Source organism: Mycobacterium shimoidei, from assembly GCF_900417275.1.
Lineage (GTDB): Bacteria > Actinomycetota > Actinomycetes > Mycobacteriales > Mycobacteriaceae > Mycobacterium > Mycobacterium shimoidei.
The window spans coordinates 544,619-562,647 of record NZ_UEGW01000001.1; the positions used below are offsets into that span (position 1 = coordinate 544,619).

At 64.7% G+C, this 18,029-nt stretch carries 13 protein-coding genes; 5 read left to right on the forward strand and 8 right to left on the reverse strand.

All coding sequences use genetic code 11. The features are described 5' to 3' along the window. Positions 1–321: 321 nt before the first annotated feature. From MSP7336_RS02750 to MSP7336_RS02760, 3 genes are read right to left on the reverse strand one after another with little or no spacing between them, the layout of a single operon-like run. Complete coding sequence (locus tag MSP7336_RS02750) at positions 322–1,635, reverse strand: sensor histidine kinase (RefSeq protein ID WP_069397460.1); 1,314 nt, start codon at positions 1,633–1,635, stop codon at positions 322–324. 60 nt (positions 1,636–1,695) lie between these two features. Beyond that, positions 1,696–3,015, reverse strand: a complete 1,320-nt coding sequence (locus MSP7336_RS02755) for an FAD-dependent oxidoreductase (RefSeq protein WP_113962993.1) — start codon at positions 3,013–3,015, stop codon at positions 1,696–1,698. Positions 3,016–3,062: 47 nt separating this feature from the next. After that, complete coding sequence (locus MSP7336_RS02760) at positions 3,063–4,601, reverse strand: PE-PPE domain-containing protein (RefSeq protein ID WP_113962994.1); 1,539 nt, start codon at positions 4,599–4,601, stop codon at positions 3,063–3,065. A 71-nt stretch (positions 4,602–4,672) separates the two neighbouring features. Between MSP7336_RS02760 and MSP7336_RS02765 the strand changes: the two genes are divergently transcribed. Continuing rightward, positions 4,673–5,575 (forward strand): crotonase/enoyl-CoA hydratase family protein, encoded by a 903-nt coding sequence (locus MSP7336_RS02765; RefSeq protein WP_113962995.1) that lies wholly within the window; start codon positions 4,673–4,675, stop codon positions 5,573–5,575. 771 nt (positions 5,576–6,346) lie between these two features. On the opposite strand, the gene MSP7336_RS23510 is transcribed toward MSP7336_RS02765, so the two are convergent. Beyond that, a complete protein-coding gene (locus tag MSP7336_RS23510; RefSeq protein ID WP_142706719.1) occupies positions 6,347–6,850 on the reverse strand; it encodes a hypothetical protein in 504 nt (167 codons plus the stop codon). 25 nt (positions 6,851–6,875) lie between these two features. Here MSP7336_RS23510 and MSP7336_RS02770 point away from each other — a divergent pair, with 25 nt between their 5' ends. Next, positions 6,876–7,730: a hypothetical protein gene (locus MSP7336_RS02770; protein WP_142706721.1), complete on the forward strand. Its 855-nt coding sequence runs from the start codon at positions 6,876–6,878 to the stop codon at positions 7,728–7,730. A gap of 85 nt (positions 7,731–7,815) precedes the next feature. Here MSP7336_RS02770 and MSP7336_RS24405 read toward each other — a convergent pair whose 3' ends face one another. From MSP7336_RS24405 to MSP7336_RS02790, 3 genes are all read right to left on the reverse strand, one after another. Further along, positions 7,816–9,756 (reverse strand): serine/threonine-protein kinase, encoded by a 1,941-nt coding sequence (locus MSP7336_RS24405; protein ID WP_113962997.1) that lies wholly within the window; start codon positions 9,754–9,756, stop codon positions 7,816–7,818. A 1,013-nt stretch (positions 9,757–10,769) separates the two neighbouring features. Beyond that, complete coding sequence (locus MSP7336_RS02785; RefSeq protein ID WP_113962999.1) at positions 10,770–11,957, reverse strand: BTAD domain-containing putative transcriptional regulator; 1,188 nt, start codon at positions 11,955–11,957, stop codon at positions 10,770–10,772. Between the two features lie 460 nt (positions 11,958–12,417). Next, positions 12,418–12,999: a LuxR C-terminal-related transcriptional regulator gene (locus MSP7336_RS02790; RefSeq protein ID WP_244917403.1), complete on the reverse strand. Its 582-nt coding sequence runs from the start codon at positions 12,997–12,999 to the stop codon at positions 12,418–12,420. Positions 13,000–13,136: 137 nt separating this feature from the next. Between MSP7336_RS02790 and istA the strand changes: the two genes are divergently transcribed. The 3 genes from istA (at position 13,137) to MSP7336_RS02810 (ending at position 16,482) form a co-directional block, all read left to right on the forward strand. Beyond that, positions 13,137–14,690, forward strand: a complete 1,554-nt coding sequence (gene istA / locus MSP7336_RS02795) for an IS21 family transposase (protein ID WP_113963001.1) — start codon at positions 13,137–13,139, stop codon at positions 14,688–14,690. Further along, positions 14,687–15,490 carry an ATP-binding protein gene (locus MSP7336_RS02800; RefSeq protein ID WP_113963002.1) on the forward strand — a complete coding sequence of 268 codons (804 nt, stop codon included), beginning with the start codon at positions 14,687–14,689 and terminating at the stop codon, positions 15,488–15,490. Before istA ends, MSP7336_RS02800 begins: the two co-directional genes overlap by 4 nt. 701 nt (positions 15,491–16,191) lie before the next feature. Continuing rightward, positions 16,192–16,482, forward strand: a complete 291-nt coding sequence (locus MSP7336_RS02810; RefSeq protein WP_139819680.1) for a hypothetical protein — start codon at positions 16,192–16,194, stop codon at positions 16,480–16,482. A gap of 13 nt (positions 16,483–16,495) precedes the next feature. Here MSP7336_RS02810 and MSP7336_RS02815 read toward each other — a convergent pair whose 3' ends face one another. Beyond that, a complete protein-coding gene (locus MSP7336_RS02815; protein ID WP_113964743.1) occupies positions 16,496–18,019 on the reverse strand; it encodes an aldehyde dehydrogenase family protein in 1,524 nt (507 codons plus the stop codon). Positions 18,020–18,029: the final 10 nt, after the last annotated feature.

Consider the following 18,029-nt stretch of genomic DNA (forward strand, 5'->3'; position numbering starts at 1 on the left):
GTCAATCCGGACGAGATTCGATCTCCGCTTGGTAGCGGCAAAACGACGTTTTCAAAAACATCGGCGATTCCGCTTCCTGAACGATTACCTGAGGAGTACCTTAAATCCACCTAAGAACGGTGGTCGGGGGACGCCCGTACCGGCATCACGACAGCCAGGGAGGGGGCGGGATGAATCTGTTACTGGTGGGCACGCTCGCCGTGGTCAGCCCGCTTGTCGCGGTGGGGGTATTCAAGCTGCAGACGCGGCTCGAGCGATGGGATCTGGAACGCCACGCCGAGGACTGATGTCTTTCGGTTGTCTTTCGGTGCCGCTACGCAGCTAGTTGTCGTGGGTACCGGGCAGCCGCAGCACCAGGCGCGCTCCGCCCAGCGGGCTGGTTTCCAATGCGGCTGTGCCGCCGTGTAATTCGGCTTGTTGGGCAACCAGCGCCAATCCCAGTCCGGAACCCGAACGCGAAGCCGTCGAACCCCGGGAGAACCGTTCGAAAACGGTGGCGCGTTCGTGCTCCGGAACCCCGCTGCCGTTGTCATCGATGGTGAGTTCCACTCCATAGGCGGAACTGGTTGCGCCGAGCTGGATCTCGGTAGCTCCGCCGTGCTTGACGGCGTTGGCGATCGCGTTGTCTACGACCAACCGCAACCCAACCGGCAGGCCCACCATCAACACGTTGGGCGACGGCACCAGCGACACGTCCAGGCCCGGATAGGTGCGAAGCGCGTCGTGCGCGGCACGATCCAGCAGCTCGGTCACGTCCAGCGGAACGAAGTCGTCGACGGTCGTCAGTTCGCTTTGCGCGAGGCGTTCCAGCGCCGAGAGCGTCGCCTCGATCCTGCTCTGCGTGCGCATGACATCGCCAATCACTTCCTTGCGCTGCTCGGCCGGCATTTCGAGGGTCGAGAGCACTTCAAGGTTGGTGCGCATGGCCGTCATCGGCGTGCGCAGTTCGTGCGACGCGACCGCAGCGAAGTCTCGGGCCGATTCCAACGCGGCCTTGGTGCGCTGCTGCTCGTTGCCGATCCTGGCCAGCATTCCCTCGACCGCTTCGGCGATCTCCACCGCCTCGCGTACGCCGCGAACCTTGACTTCATCGGGATTGGACTGTGCGTTGATGGCGCGGGCCTGCTGGGCCAGCAGCCGGAACGGGTTGACCATGATCAGCGAGATCACCCATCCGACCAGGACTGTGCCAACAATGACGCCGCCGCAGATCAGCAGCACCCGCAAGTGCAGCTCATCGATGCGCTGCTGCGCTTCGGACAACGGGGCACCGAGCGCAATCGAGGCGCGGCCGGCGGTGAAGGTGCGCACCCGGTATTCGACGCCGTCGATGGTGGCGTTGGCGTAGCCGTTGTCCAGTTCGGGTAGCACGATGTTGCTGGGTACCGACACCGTCGTGGTACCGATTCGTGCCGTGCGCACTATGTCGCCATTCGGAGTGGGCTGGTCGCCGTGTGGGTAGCTCAGCAGCGTGCTGATATCACCGAGACTGCTCACCGAGTCCAGCCGCCGGTCCAACTGGTTGTGCTGATCGTTGGTGACGCCGACCCACACCCAAAGACCGAGCATGACCACCAGACCGACGACCGACAGCGCCGCAACGACCACGATGGTGCGCAGCGACAGCATCCGCATCAGCAGTTGATACACGCGATTGCCCGGTTCCACGAGTTCACATCCTGCCCGACGTCGTGGTTATCGTCGCTCCCAGGCCATCTCGGTCATACCCGGCGGACGGAGCCGACGTCGCCGGCCTTGTCTCGCGTTCTGCTTCCCGGCGCTGATGATCTCCTTGACGGTGGTCACCAGCTGCCCGGGGTTGTCCCGGATTAGCCGTGCTGCGGCGCGGGCGAGCCTGGCCGGGGTATACAACTGCGATGGGCGAACGTCGTGGTTCAAGGTTTGAAGCAGCGTCCGGGTCGCGTCAGGGTCGGCGGCGATATCGCGCAGCACCCGGCGAATCAACGGAGGGGTGATGCCCGGGGCGCCCAGACTGCGCGCGTACCAGTACATTTCGTAGGCGTCGGAGTCGCGCCATCGCCACCACCGTTGCGTGCACGCATCCGGATTGTTGTTGCCGAGCCCGTCGGCGATGGCCGTTGCGAGCTTTTCGGTCTGGCGGAACGCATCGGAGATGCCCTGCCCCGGCGTCGGATCCTTGAAGTGCCCGGCGTCGCCGACAAGTACCCATCCCGGGCCGGCGGACTGCCGAAAATAGCCGTGCCAGTTGGTAACCACGCGGATCGGGCCGACACGCCGCCCGCCGGCAAGCAGATCCGCCAGTTCCGGCCATGCGCGGATGTTGGCGGCGAAGGAGGAGTCGCGGTCGGCGTGGAATCGAGCCTGCTCGGCCATGTCGATTCCGATCGCCGCCATGTACAGCTCGCCGTCGGTAGGTCCGGCAAGGAAGCCCACTGTGCCCTGGCGACCGAGCCGGGCGTGCCCTTCCCGGTTGCCGACGCCCTCGAAATACGCCCAGGCGTAGAGCTTTCCCGGTGCAGTGCCGTGGTATTCGCGAGCACCCACGCAGGACGCGACCGTCGAGTGGCGACCGTCGGCGCCCACCACGATGCCCGCGTGAATAGGCCCGGAGGACGTCTGTACGCCGGTCACCCGATCGTCAGCCGCAACCAGCCCGGTGACCCGCGAACCCGTGCGCACCTCGGCCCCGGCCGCAGCGGCGGCTTCCACCAGCAGCGCGTCCATGGTCACCCGCCGCAGGCACAGCCCGGGGTACTGCGCCAGCCCGTCGATGGTCGCGTCGATTCGAATGTCGTCGTTGACCAGGGTGAGTCTGTTGAGCGGGACCGCCCCGGCGGCAAGAATTCCGTCGAGCAGGCCGAACTGGTCCAGCATCGCAACGCCGCATGACTGGATCATGTGCGTCGACGGAGTCTCCGAAGGAAATCGCGCGCGGTCAAGCAAACAGATGCGTAAACCCTGCTGCGCCAACAGCATTGCCAGCGGCGACCCCGCACACCGGGCGCCGACGATTGCTACGTCGAAGCGCTCCATGCGGTAACGCTAGCCTAGATTTGCCAATCCTCACCGCCAGCGGCGTATCACAAGAACAGGTTCGCCAAGCTGATCAGCGTCCCCAGGGCCGCCTCGCCGACCGGCGCCAACCCGCCGAATACCAGCGCGAACGGGATCAACGCCGTGTCGGCGGCAATCGGATCACCGATCGCGTCAAGAAGGTTGCCGGCCTCGAGCTGATCCATGAAGACGTTCAGGTCGTACAGCGGTAGATCGGTGAAGAGGGCAGTGGCGGTGTCTGCGATCGGGAGCAGCGTTGCGTAATCCGCGGCGAGGATGCCGGCGAGGTCATTGATGATTTCCAGGGGCGGGGACTGCAGCGTCGCATCGGAAGCCGGAAAACCGATGAATCCGAGCAGGTTGTTCAACAGCTCTTGCGGGTCGTTGATATCGAACCCGAGCGCCGACGCCTCGTTTTCCAACGTCGAAAGCCACGGGATGGTCGGGTCCGGGTTTTGCAGATCCTGGATCGCATTGGTGATCCCCAACTCAGCGCCTTGGCCCAAGACGGTGACCAACTGGACCAAGTCGATGTTCTCCGGGAACAACCCGAACGGGGTGGGCACATTCGCCGGGCCGTAATCCCAGCCGCCCAAGTCATTCGCCACATCGGCGATGGTGTCGACGTGGCCGTAGCCGAGGTCCACCAGGATCTTGATGTCGGGCTCTAACAGGTCATAGAGCGCCTGGCCGATCCCCGGGATCAACTGCAGCGGTTCCAGCAGCGGAAGACCAGCGGGAATCATGTAGTAGTTGGTCAAAGTGTCCCCTACCGTCGGCAGCGGGACCGCCGACGCGATCTGCTCGGGCGTGAACCCCAGATACAGGCCGTGCGCCAAAATCAGGCCCACGAAGGCGTTCAGATCGGCCAGCAGGTTGAGCGGATACCGCGGGAAATCAGCGAAACCGTCGTATTCGACGGTGTACACGTCGGTCGGGTAGAGGTCGTCCGGGGCGGCCCCGCTGAACGTAATGCCCAGGCTCGGAAACGACGGATCCGTGCCGGCGGGGACATCGAAGCGTTCCAGCACGCCCCCGTTGGGATTGCTGGGGTTACCGAGCAGCACGAAGTGCACGTCGTCGCTGGGCACACCCTCGCCGGCGAGCTGCGACATCGTCAGCGACGAAACCGACGAACTCTGCGACCAGCCGAAGACCACCAGGGGGTTGGCGGCGTCGACGTGTCCACCCGCGATCTGGCTTTGGATCGCCGAGTCCAGGATTTGTTGCCCAAGAGCGAACGACGTGTCGGTGGGCAGGCTTTTGACCCCGGTAACGGGATAGAGCCCATTAGGTATAGCGAGGCCCTGCGCGTTACCGCTGAAGCCGTTCGGCTGCAGATACAGCGAGTTGGCTGCGTCCACATAACCCGGGGGAGGTATCGGAATGCCGCTGGGACCCATCACCAGCGCCGCGGCGTCCCCGGGTGGGGAAATGTCAGCGCCGGCAAGCCGCAACGAGTGGACCTGGATATCCGTGGGTGCTGCCGGCGGGAGTGCGATCAAGCCTGCGCTGAAGACGCTGGCGACGCTGACGGTCACCCAGAATCCGGGCGCATCGCGCATGGTCGTGTCCTTTGACGTCGGCCAGGGCCGTTGGTGAACTTAGCAGGAGGAGTGTGGAAGTGTTCTAAGCCATGCCGACACCGAAATTCGAGACGCTGCTGTACACGACGGCCGGTCCGGTCGCCACCATCACGCTGAATCGCCCCGAACAGCTCAACACCATCGTTCCGCCGATGCCCGATGAGATCGAGGCCGCGATCGGGCTGGCCGAACGCGACCCGGACATCAAGGTGATCGTCTTGCGCGGTGCCGGGCGGGCCTTCTCCGGCGGCTACGACTTCGGCGGCGGGTTTCAGCACTGGGGTGAGGCCATGATGACCGACGGCACGTGGGACCCCGGCAAGGATTTCGCCGTCATCACGGCCCGCGAAACCGGGCCGCATCAGAAGTTCATGGCCATCTGGCGGGCCACCAAGCCGGTGATCGCGCAGGTGCACGGCTGGTGCGTGGGCGGGGCCAGCGACTACGCGCTGTGCGCGGACCTGGTCATCGCGAGCGAGGACGCCGTGATCGGCACCCCCTACAGCCGGATGTGGGGGGCGTATCTGACCGGCATGTGGCTGTATCGGCTGAGCCTGGCCAAGGTCAAATGGCACTCGCTGACCGGCCGGCCGCTCACCGGGGTGCAGGCCGCCGAGGTCGAGCTGATCAACGAGGCGGTGCCCTTCGAACGGCTGGAAGCCCGCGTCGCCGAGATCGCCGCCGAGTTGTCGCGAATCCCGTTGTCGCAGTTACGCGCCCAGAAGCTGATCGTCAACCAGGCCTACGAGAACATGGGCCTGGCGTCCACCCAGCTGCTGGGCGGCATCCTGGACGGGTTGATGCGCAACACTCCCGACGCGCTGGAGTTCATCAAGACCGCCCAGACCCAGGGGGTGCGCGCGGCCGTCGAGCGCCGCGACGGCCCGTTCGGCGACTACAGCCAGGCCCCACCGGAACTGCGGCCCGACCCGTCACACGTGATTACGCCGTAGCGGCCAGCGCCGAGGAGTCTCCACGTTGGCCGCGGTGTGGGGGCTGTTTGCCAAGGATTGCGATCGTGCGCGGGTCGTAGGCCGCAGCCGCTATCAGCGCGGCCAAAATTGCCTACCTGGCCCACGGCTGGGCACCGCGGACCCATGCTTTCCACCGCGATGGCGTTGTCAGTCATTCGGCGGATATACACCGCACCATGTTTGCGCAATCGTCTCCCTCATCGATGGTCCATGAGGGAAGACCATCATCTGGCGCGCCATCGCCAACATCTGCGAGGCGCGGTCACGTCTGTATGGCGGCAAACAAATACACGACGTAACTCACCGGGGTCACACCCGCCGCCGGAACGAGAGGTGGAGAGATGCGCGGTATCGGACGATTCAGCCACGGCGTAACTCACCGGGCGAGCGAGGCGTCCCAGGAGATCGCCCCCAACCTTGCCAAGGGGCTCAAGGACTTTCACTCCGAGGACCCTAGAACGCCGGTACACCTGCACGGCCGTGCGCGCACCCACGACAACAATGCACGTCATTTCGTGGCATCGATTTCCGCCGGGGCGGTCCTAGCCATGGGCGCCATGGCATATCCACTGGCAATTCCACTGGCACAGGCCACCCCGAGCACACCAGCGGTTCCCACAATCCCCAACGAACCGAGCCAGCCTCAGGGCACCTTTGGTGGACCCTTCGGCGGAGGAGCGCCGATCCAGCAGCAGGCACCGGTGGTGCCCGTTGTGCCAGTCGCTCCCCAAGAGCCCCCCAAGTCGCACCTCAGGCGCCCCCTGAACCTCCCCCGGTCGCACCCCAGGCGCCCCCTGAACCGGCCCCGGTGACACCCCAGGCGCCCCCTGAACCGCCCCCGGTCGCACCCCAGGCGCCCCCTGAACCGGCCCCGGTGACACCCCAGGCGCCCCCTGAACCGGCTTCGGTCACCCCGGCTCCCGCGATCCCCCAGCCCTCGGCGGTGACCAACCCCCCGACAGCTGCCACCGCCTCGGCGTCGAGCCCCACACCTGCAGCGACTGTGCCGTCCCCACCGTCTCGGCAGGTACAGGGACCGGCCCCCAGCTCGGCGAACCCGGCGCCGTCGACGCCGTCGGATGCTGGCAGCGCCGGACCGGTCCCGTCAAGCGCCCCGAGCGCGCCGCTCCCCTCGGCGGAAGGCGCCCCGCCGGTTGTCCCTTCAGTAGAAACAGGTGAGTCCAGTGCCGCCACCTCGGCCCCTGTCCCAGCCGGCGGCACCACTCCGGAGCAGGCGGCTACCAGTACGATCACGGCGTCCCAGAACCCGGCTATCCCGGTGGCAGTGAAACCGAATGCGCTGCCCGCCGACCCGCAGGCGGTGGACGCGGCGCGATCCGCTCCCCCGATACAGGTCGACCCGGTATCCCCGCCCCCACCGCCGCAGCCGGTCGACGTCGCTACGCAGGCGCAGCTTGTGGCGGAACACCAGGGTGCGGAAGTGCGCCGTGACGTTTCGGGCCGGGAGTACCGCGAAGCTCGTCCCAAGCATTGGGATTACGTCAGTTATGACGACCAGCACCATCCGATGCTTTACAACCCGACCAGGGAGGATTTTGTATTCCACTACTACTTTGACGGTGGCTATCGCGACGTGTTCGTGCCGGCAGGCGGGCAGGTGGTGCTCAACCTCGATGTGCGCGCGGTGTTCCCGTACACAGCGGTTTCGCCCTCTTATGTGGCAGTGGGCAGCTTCTACGGCGGCGGGGTCCCCCCGGTCGTGTATAACAACGTGACCGCCCACGTGGTCAGCGTTAACCGTGATGTGGCAGTGAACCGTGTCGTGCTAGTGGGTCATGACGACAACGCCCCCAACGGCCAGCAGGACATCTTCATGCTCAACGATTCCACGCTGGCGCACGGCCAGATTGTCGACGGGCGCAACGGTGGCACGGTGAACATCGCCACTACTCAGGATTTGCCCGGCGTGGGGCCGGTGGAGAACGGCGCCAACGTTGTTAACGCGGCACTGACCACCCCCATCCGCCATGGGTTGCCGATGCGCTGGATCGTCACCGCGGTCGGCGTGGCAACCGCCGGCATCCTCTTTGTCATCGGCTGGTTCTGGCGGCATCCTCGGGGGCGCGCGCTGCCGTGGCACGGCACGAGGACGGCACGGTGGACGGGCCGGTGAAAGATGACTGCACGCGCTCGGCCAGGCTCTACCGAGACCATCAAGTAACAGGCGAGATGACTAGCTGGCCCCGACGCCGAGTTCGTCAATCACCGGTGCGCACGAAATTCTCGTCGTAATCGCTACTTATGCAGGAACTGCCTGATTCTTCCTGGAAGCCGTGGCCGGTGAGCCGCGTGATCGGGTCCTGAGGCGGTTGGGGAAGCGGGAACTTCGCGTTCTGCTTGATGTGGGTGGTGCCACCTTTGGGACAGGAACTGTCGTATTCGTCGGTGCGCGTCCACGTTTCGTCTTGGAAGACAAGTGGCTCACTGGATGAGTTATCCCCTGTTGAGTCATAGAAATAGCTCATGCATCGGTCACCGGTGCGTAGGCAGTACGTATGCACGCTGAAGTCGTGTTCTTGCCTAGCAGGACCGCTCACGTAGACCGCTTCGCTGTGGTACTGGCCGTGCAATGATTCTGCCGGCGAGACCACCCGTGGCGCCGCGACGCCCGGGTCCGGCAGGTTGGCGATGTCGACGTTTCCGGTGCGGGTGAATGTGACAGTGCTTTTGTCCGCGCATCCTTGAGTGCTTTCGATGATGAACTCGCCTGCCAAACGACCGTCGGGCTGTGGTTGGAGGGTGATTACGTAAAACTCTTCGTCGGGGAAGTTCTGACAAGAACCTGAGACAGCTCCGACCGCGACCCAGCGCTCCCCAACATGGTCAAACACCAGCGTCGGCAGACTCGTGGTGCCGCTCATGCGCGATGTGGTCGCCACACAGTCGGTGGAGCGGCACACCGAACGTGTGGCCCACGTTTCTGTTGTCGGCGTCGCACCGTCACGTGGCTTACCGTCGAGATCGGTGTCTGGGCCGAAGTCGGCGGTATAGGTGCCGGTGAACGGTCCACTGTTCGGAGGCGGGGCGCCGCTCGTTGTGCGGGCCGACGAGTCGCCGTGCCAGCCAACATTGAATAGGACGAGGGCGCCGACAATGACGAGCGCGGCAACCGTTGCAACAAGTCCCGCAATAGCTGTGCGGTTCTTGCGTTGAGTCTCGATTGGCGAGCCGGTGGGTGGCGGCTTCACTCTGCTGGGAGCTTGGTCGCGGTCGAGCAGGCGATCGGCTTGGGTGCTAGCCAGGATGGTGTCGGCATAGTCTTGGTCCGGTGCAGTCAACGCACAGTGCGCAGCGGTGGCCAGCTCTCCGGCGCTGACGTAGCGATCGTGCGGTTTTTTGGCCATGCTGCGTGCGATGACGTCGTCGAAGCCGGCCGGGATCTGTGGCCGCTGGTGGCTGGGGCGCGGGATCGGCGCGCTTAGATGCGCGGTGATCAGCGCGGGCAGATCCCCGGTGGGATACGGCGGGGACCCGGTCAAACATTCATAGAGCACGCAGCCCAGCGCATAGATGTCGGCGCGATGGTCCACTTCGGCGGTGCCCAGCCGTTCGGGGGCCATGTAGGCAAACGTCCCGATGGTGGTGCCGGTGGTGGTCAGCTTGGCGTCGGTGGCCGCGTTGGCGATACCGAAATCCACCAGGCAGGCAAAATCGTCACCGGTGAGCAAGACGTTGGCCGGTTTCACATCGCGGTGAATCACTTGCGCGGCGTGGGCGGCATCTAGCGCTGAGGCGATCTGGCGCAAGATCGCTACCGACCGCGCGGGCTCCAGCGGCCCTCCGCGGGCCAGCACGGTCTGCAGATCGGTGCCCTCGATCATCCGCATGTCGATATATAGCTGGCCATCGATCTCCCCGCAGTGGTGGATGGGCACCACATGGGGCTCGTGCAGGCGCCCGGCGGTGCGGGCCTCCCGATACAGCCGCTGCCGAAACACCGAGTTGCCCGAGTAGGCAGGTGCGATCAGCTTCAACGCCACCACCCGGTCCATCCGGGTGTCCTCGGCCTCGTAGACCTCCCCAAACCCGCCCCGGCCCAATAACCGCCGCAGCCGGTAGTGCCCAAACCACGACCCGACCCGCTCCGGCCAATCCGCCGCAGTATTACTGGCCGTCGACTCCGGCACCACACCCCTCATCCACTCGCGCTACGCCGGCAGTGAAAACACACGTCAGGGCTTAGTATGCGACTCACCCAGCCACATCAAGCCCAGTTCGCGACAACAACCCCGTAACCGCGAAGCTCCAGCTCTCACGCAAGCCGTTCTTCCGGCACCGACTGCAAAGCTGCTCCGAGCGATCCCGGGTGACGCGAGGTTGCCGAAGGTGTCAACCGCCACACTGTCGCGACAGAGCAGCCCACTCGCACTGGACATCCGCTGTTACCGGCGACCCCAGACAAGGAGTGGTGTGGTGGCCATGTAGTGCCACCACACCATCGATCTTCTGCTTATCCGCCTCAGCAGTGTGTGTTCGGGTCGGCGTCAGTCGCGATCGGCAGGGCCGGGTTCTGCGGGTTGGGGCACACCCGTCCGCAACCGCCACCTCCGAACCCGAGCACGTAAACGTGGGCGCAGTGGTAGAAGCTGCCATCGGGCCACGCATCACTGTCGCAGAACCCACCGCCACTTCCAGCGCCGTAACCCGCGCCACACTGTCCTGGTACGGCATTGGCGTTCGGGGGGTGGAAACTCTCAACTGCCAGCCCTGCAAACGACGCAATGATCACCGCGCCGGCGGCGGCGGCGGAGCGTCTAAGGTTCATGCGGATCCCGGCCACCGTGGTGACTCCTTTCCCTGTGGGTGTCCCGGATCCGGGACCGCCAATGGCTCGATCCGTCACCGGGGCCGACCGTGCTGACCGGCGAAATCAACGGTGAGGCGGAGCCATTGGCGGATTCTCAAAAGTCTCTTGACGGATTCTTGGTGTGCTGGTCTGCGGCCCGTGCAGGCTCGAAGTACGGACACATTGCGGTTGGCCGGCTGGTCGGGACAGCTTCGGGCGTCACCGGCATGCCATGGTTCGAGCTCTGCGCCCGGAGGTCATCGCAAAGGCCGGTACGGTCAGCTGTAGCCGCCGACAGCCGACATCGCCGCGGCAAGGTAGAGCCCGGTGATCAGTTCCGCCGTCGCGGTACGTCCGTTGTGGTCATCAAGTCGCCAAAGACCGCCGCTGACAGCGCCTGTGGGAGCTAGATGCCAACGACTCATTCGACTGAATCTCGAAGGTGAACTGATGGTCGCAGATGTGGATATGGTCACCGTGGGCGAGGGCGACGCTACCGCGAATATGGTGTTGTCCCACAACTACTCCGTTGGCGGACCCCAGATCGGTGATGACGAAACTGGCACCGGTGTCGATGATCACGGCGTGGTGACGGCTGACCTTGGGATCTTCCAAGACGATGTCATTGTCGGGGAGGCGGCCGATCCGGGTGACCGTGCCGCGCAATGGATACGTATGCCCTGTGGCGTCGCGCAATCCAGCGAGGGCGGAATGCACGCCGGCCGTGGTGCGCTGGTCGATGGTGACGACGGTGTCGACGGCCGTGTTCTTGGCGGCCTTTCTCACATCCAGCGGCTCTTGACGCAGAATCCGCTCATGCAGCGCCTGGATCGTCGGGCCCGGGTCGATCCCCAGATCGTCGGCGAGGGCTTTCTTCAACCGCCGGTAGGCATTGAGCGCCTCCGACTGCCGTTCGGCCAGGTAGTAGGCGGTGATCAGCTGCGCCCATAGCGGCTCACGATACGGGTGTTCAGCGATTAACGCTTCCAGCTCGCCGATGACGGCATATCCACGCCCACAAGCAATTTCGGCTTCGGCACGGGCAGTGTGGGCCAGCACCTTGTCTTCAAGCAGCGCTGCGGCGATCGGGTAGACGAATTCAAAGTCGCTCAGATCTTCGAGCACTGGGCCGCGCCATTCGGCCAGCGCCGCCGCCAGATGCCGGCTGGCCTCCTCGAAGTGGCCTGCGGCGGCGGCCCGCACGCCAGCGGTCTTTTCGATAATGAAACGGCCTACGTCACAGGCATTTTCGGCGACGCTGAGACGATATCCCGGCGGCGCGCTGACCAGACTTGTGCCCGAGCCGACCCCGGCGCTGGTCAGCAGCTTGCGCAGATTGGAGACGTACGAGTGCAGACTAGCCCGCGCCGCGGGCGGAGGCCGCCGCTCCCAAGCCGCGCTGATCAACGAGTCGATACTTACCGGGCGGTTGCGATTGATCACCAGCATGGCCAACACCGCCCGCTGCTTGGGGGTGCCCAATGACACCGGTATGCCGTTGACGCTCATCTGCAGCGGCCCCAGCACACCGAACCCCAGAACCGATGCCACCATCTGCTTATTCTGACCACTTCAGCAAAGCCGCCGCACGGAATCGGGTGGTCGAATCCGGCCGGGTGTGGCATCTGGCGTCAATGCTGGTTCATGGTCCCGGAAGGACATTCATCCGGATACGGAGATCAGTGGTTGCGCAGAGCAACCCAGACTTGAGGCGCGTGCGTCGACAACAGTACCCAGCTCTGTAACCGGTCAATCCGCATTGTCAGTCGTTCGTACGGTTTCGCGTCAACTGGCTAACACGGCGCTTACGCAGTGCTAACGTCGCGGCACACTTTCGCGGGGCGGCATGGTCAAGGACAGGGTGGTCCCCGAAACCCGCGATGCGAGATGAGACGACGATGGAACATGACGGTTGGTCGTTGCGGCGTGCGATGACCACCGGGCACAGCAGTTATGACGCGCTGCCGCCAGGGCCGGTTTCCCAGATAGGTTGTTATCGATCCTGCGACCGCGGTCATAACTCGTCGATATTCAGAATGCCGTCCTGGGCTGCTCTCGCGATAAGGGCGGCCTTGGTCGGCGCCGGCCTTCCCACCGCCGCGTATTTGGCTCGTACCCGCTGTAAATGGGTGCGCACAGTGGAGGGCTCGATGAACAGGTTCTTAGCCACCGCTTCTTTGCTCTCGGTCTTGAACCACTCGAGGAGTACTTGGCGCTCGCGCCGGCTGAGACAGGGCCTGCCCGCGGTCTGGTCGTTCAGTAGCGCTATTGCCATCCTCGGCGCAACGTACGGGGTCTCGGCACAGGCCGCGTAGATGGCTTCGCGCAAGTGGTTTCCGCTTTCCCACTTCGCCACGTAACTCACCGCGCCCGCGTCGAGGCTCGTCAGAATCACCTCGTCGCTCTCCAAATACGAGTAGACAACGACACGATGGCCCGCTTCGCACAGCTGACGAAGTTCAGTGAATTCGGGGCCGTGATGCTCGTATTGCAACGCGAACAAAACAACATCCACGCCCGTTGTGGCGGTCGGATAATCAGAAATGAAGTGCGTCGGCTCTGTGTAATTTGTCGGCTGCCAGGTGAATGGGACCACTTCAGTGCTGGTTTTGCCATGAGCATGGGACCACCTGTTTGCCATTGATGGGACCACCTGGCTGGCGTTTTGCCAGTTATGGGACCACCCCGGCGTGGCTTCGGGTCTTCCGGTTGTTGGGCCGCTGTATTGGCCAAATGAGCTACCGGGAGGTGTCGGTGATCGAGGTTGTGGAGATGCTGCGGCTGTGGTTGCAGGGGCGGGGATTGCGGGAGGTGGCCCGGCTATCGGGAACCGACCGTAAGACGGTGCGCCGGTATGTCGATCGGGCGCGGGCGTGTGGGCTCGACCGTGACGGCGGTGAGTGTCAGCTGTCTGATGAGTTGATCGCGGCGGTGATCGCCGAGGTTCGCCCGCATCGGCCGGCCGGCAAGAGCCTGGCATGGGAAGCTATCGCCGCCGAGCATGAACGGATCAAGGCCTGGCTCAAAGACGGGCTGACGTTGACCAAGGTCCACACCTTGTTGGGACGTCGGGGTGTGGTGGTGTCGTATCGGACTCTGAATCGTTATGCCACAACTGAATTGGACTTCGGTCGGCGCCAGGCCACGGTGCCGGTGGCCGATTGTGAACCCGGCGCGGAGGTGCAGGTTGACTTCGGGCGGCTCGGCATGCTCACCGACGCTAGCGATGGTCGCCGTCGGGTGGTGCACGGGTTGATCTTTACCGCGGTGTACTCACGGCACATGTTCGTCTGGCCCACCTACCGCCAGACCCTAGCCGATGTGGTCGCCGGGTTTGAGGCGGCGTGGAAGTTCTTCGGGGGGGTGTTTGCGGTGGTGATACCGGACAACATGAAGGCCATCGTCATCGCCGCTGATGCCACCGAGCCCCGGCTCAATGATTCCTTCCGTGAGTACGCCCAGTCGCGTGGGTTCGCGATCGATCCGGCGCGGGTCCGCAGCCCGAAAGATAAGCCGCGGGTGGAGCGCATGGTGTCCTATGTGCGGTCGAATTTCTATGCCGGAGAAGACTTCCGGGATCTCGATGACTGTCGTAGCCGCGCCGAGCAGTGGTGTCGCGATACCGCGGGGATGCGCATCCATGGCACCACCCGGCTTCGTCCGGCCGAGGTGTTCACCGCTGACGAACTCCCGGCGCTGAAGCCGGTGCCCGACACCGTGTTCGACGTTCCGGTCTGGACGCACCCGAAGGTGGCCCCGGATCGGCATGTGCAGGTCGCCAAGGCGCTCTACAGCGTGCCCGGTGAGTTGATCGGCAAGCGCATCGCTGCCCGCGCCGATGCGCACTCGGTGAAGCTGTACTGGCGTGGTGAGCTGATCAAGGTCCACCCGCGGGTGGCGCCCGGCCGCCGTCACACCGATCCGGCTGATCTGCCCTCGGAGGTGTCGGTCTATGCCATGCGTGACATCACCACGCTGCAGCGCAAGGCCGCCGCGCACGGCGCTTATGTGGGCACGTATGCGTCCGCGGTGCTCGAGCATCCGTTGCCGTGGACCAAGATGCGCCAGGTCTACCGGTTGCTGGGGTTGGTGCGCCGCCACGGCGGCGCCGCGGTCGACGATGCCTGCCGGCGCGCTCTGGACGCCGAGGTCATCGACGTCGGGCTCATCGAACGGATCCTGACCCGCAATGGCGGGGAACAACTCCCGCTGATACCCAAACCGCCGGCACAGGCGTCGCGGTTCGTGCGCCACAGTTCGGATTTCGCGGTGCGGAGGCCCTCGTGAGCCCCACCCGCCCCGACGCCGCGCCGGCGGTCAAACCGATCGAGGTCTCCGCCGACCTCAAAGCGTTGATGCGTCGCCTCAAGCTGGGTCAGCTGCTCGACACCCTGCCCGAACGGTTGGCGTTGGCCCGCACCAACCGGCTGCCGCATCACGATTTTCTGGAGCTGCTGTTCGCCGACGAGGTCACCCGCCGCGACCGCGAATCCGCAGCCCGACGCGCCAAGGCCGCCCACCTCGATCCGGCGATGCAGTTGCAGGCCTGGGACGACTCCGCCGCGGTGGCCTTCGATCAGCAGCTGTGGGCCGAGCTGACCTCGCTGCGGTTTTTGGCCGATGCCTACAACGTGCTCATCATGGGGCCGGTCGGAGTGGGAAAGACGTTCCTGGCCAACGCATTAGGACATATCGCCGTCCGCCGCGGGCGCAGCGTGCACACCGAGCGGGCCGACAAATTGTTCAAACGCCTGCGCGGGGCACGCCTGGACGGCAGCTACGAAGACGAGATGCGCAAGCTGCATCGCGTCGAACTGCTCATCGTCGATGATCTGGCGCTGCACCGGCTGGAGGCCACCGAAACGACGGACTTCTACGAGCTGATCGTCGAGCGCCACCGCAAGGCCTCCACGATCATCACCAGCAACCGGGAACCACCCGAGATCCTGACCATGATGGCCGACCCGCTACTGGCCCAATCAGCGATGGACCGGCTGCAATCAGCGGCCTACGAACTCGTCGTCGAAGGCCAGTCCTACCGGCAACGCCAAAAGCCAAAGCCGGTCCCTCCGACTGCGTCGGATTGACCGGCAACGGCTCCGTCAGTCACCATCAACACGGCCCGTGACCGGAAGACGAACTGGTCCCATCCTCATGGCAAACCAGTGGTCCCATCACCCTGGCAGGCGACANCAAAGCCGGTCCCTCCGACTGCGTCGGATTGACCGGCAACGGCTCCGTCAGTCACCATCAACACGGCCCGTGACCGGAAGACGAACTGGTCCCATCCTCATGGCAAACCAGTGGTCCCATCACCCTGGCAGGCGACATGTAATTTCCAACGATCTTGATGGGTGGCTTACTGCCAGTCAGCCACACCTCAATGCCGGCGTGTACCACGTCTTGACCATCGATGATGACGACCGATACGACCGAGCCGCCGCTATTTGCAATGGACACCGCCCCAGGAACCCCCAGTAGCTGCTCCTACTCGCTGTCGAATAAGCTACTCCGCGCGCTGTGCAAATATTTGAGAATTGCAGGTATCTGATATCTCATTGGCATGTGGATGTATCGGCTTAGCCTGGTCCAAAGTCAAATCACGCGTGCTGACCGAATGACCGGGACGCAGGCCGCCCAGGTCAGGCCGATCAATGCCGCGGTGCCATTCGACCCGTCACACGTGATTACGCCGTAGCGGCAGGACGACGATTCGAGTAGTCGGCTACGCATTACAAGGCGCTTCCACGCGGTGATGCTTCAGGCAACACCCAAGGAGGCGTTCCAAATGACCGAACCACACCTGCGATCAGCCCCGGCGGACCAGCGGACTCTGGAACCGGTTTCGGCGCCGCCCGCCCTCATCACCGAACAAGAGCTCGCCCTTGGTACGGCTGCCGCACAGGGGGTGCAGCCGGACAAGGTTCGCTGGTGGACCAGCGTGAAGCTTGGTGTCGCTGCGGCTTTTCGCGACATTTCCGTCGCCGCAAAGACGACGTCGCAACCAAAGCGACAATTCCCTCGCCGCTACGGCTTCCTCGAAGACGCACTGATGGCGCGCGAGATGGACAGGTTGTGAGCTGCCGGCACCGCTATTTAGCGAGGCGCCGCGGGCCTCTCAACGCCATGCGGGTCATCAACCGGTTCATCCGGGCCAGCGCCTTGAGCGAGTTGTGGTAGTAGTTGCCGCCCGCGCCGATGTTGGTGCGAGGTGCCACGACGGTCTCGACGCGGCAGTACTTGCGCAGCCCGTCGGCGCCGCCGAAGCGGGCGCCGATGCCCGACGTTTTCCAGCCGCCCATCGGCGCGCTGAGGCACATCAGGTTGCTGATCACGTCGTTGATGTTGACTGCACCGCAATCAAGTTGCAGTGCAATCTCTTTGGCCCGCCCAACATCACCGGAGAACACCGAAGCGCTCAGTCCGTATGGGCTGTCGTTGGCCAGCCGGATCGCTTCTTGGACTGAACGGACTTTCATGATCGGCAAGGTGGGACCGAAGGTCTCCTCGGTCATGCAGGCCATCGAGTGGTCGACGTCGACGAGCACCGTCGGCGGGTAGAAGCTGCCCGGCCCGTCGGGTCGCTGCCCTCCGGTGAGTACGCGTGCACCTTTGGCCTTGGCGTCGGCGATGTGACGCTCGGTGACCGCCCGCTGCGCCTCGTCGATCAAGGCGCCGAAGGTGAACCCCTCGCCGGCGCCGACCTGCAACGCCTTGACGTCGCGGACGACCGCCTCGACGAACTGGTCGTAAACCGACTCATGCACATAGACCCGCTCGACCGATACGCAGGTCTGCCCGGCGTTGAACATCGCACCCCACACCGCGGCGTGTGCGGCCAGGTCGATATCGGCGTCTTCGCACACGATCATCGGGTCCTTGCCGCCCAACTCGAGACTGACCGGAGTCAACCGACGAGCGGCGCGCTCGGCCACCTTGGCGCCGGTAGCGCTGGACCCGGTGAACTGGACGAAGTCGGCGTTGTCGATGACGGCTTCGGAGACCTCGCGGGCGCCCTGCGCCAACGCCAGCACGTCGGGAGCGCCGGACTCTCGCCAGCCGCGGCGCAACACCTCGGCGGTCAGCGGGGTGCGCTCGGAGGGCTTGAGCAGCACCGCACAGCCCGCCGCCAAGGCGCCGATGGCGTCCATCAGCGCGTTGGCCACCGGGTAGTTCCACGGCGCGATGATCCCCACGACCGGCCGGGGCCGGTAGTGCACGGTGACCTTCTTGATCGCCAGGAACGGCAGCGCGGCCGGTCGACGCTCGGGGGCGAGCGCCTTTTCCATCGTCTTGGTGTAGTACGCCAAAATCATGATCAGCATCGGCACCTCTCGCGCCGCGTCGACGGCCGACTTGCCGGTCTCCTTGATCAGCAGGTCTTCGATCTCCTCGTGGTGATCGTTCAGCCACAACGCGAAGCGGGCCATTGCCTTCGCGCGGCCTTTGGCGCCGCGCAGCTCCCATTCGCGTTGGGCCGCGCGCAGCCCGGCGGCGATGTTCGGCACGTCGGCCGGATCGGTCCACTGCACTTCGCCGGCTACCGCGCCGGTGGCCGGGTTGACGATGGTGCCGGTACCTGAAAACTCCGGCTTGGTGGGTGTGATGGCGGTCATACCGCTCATG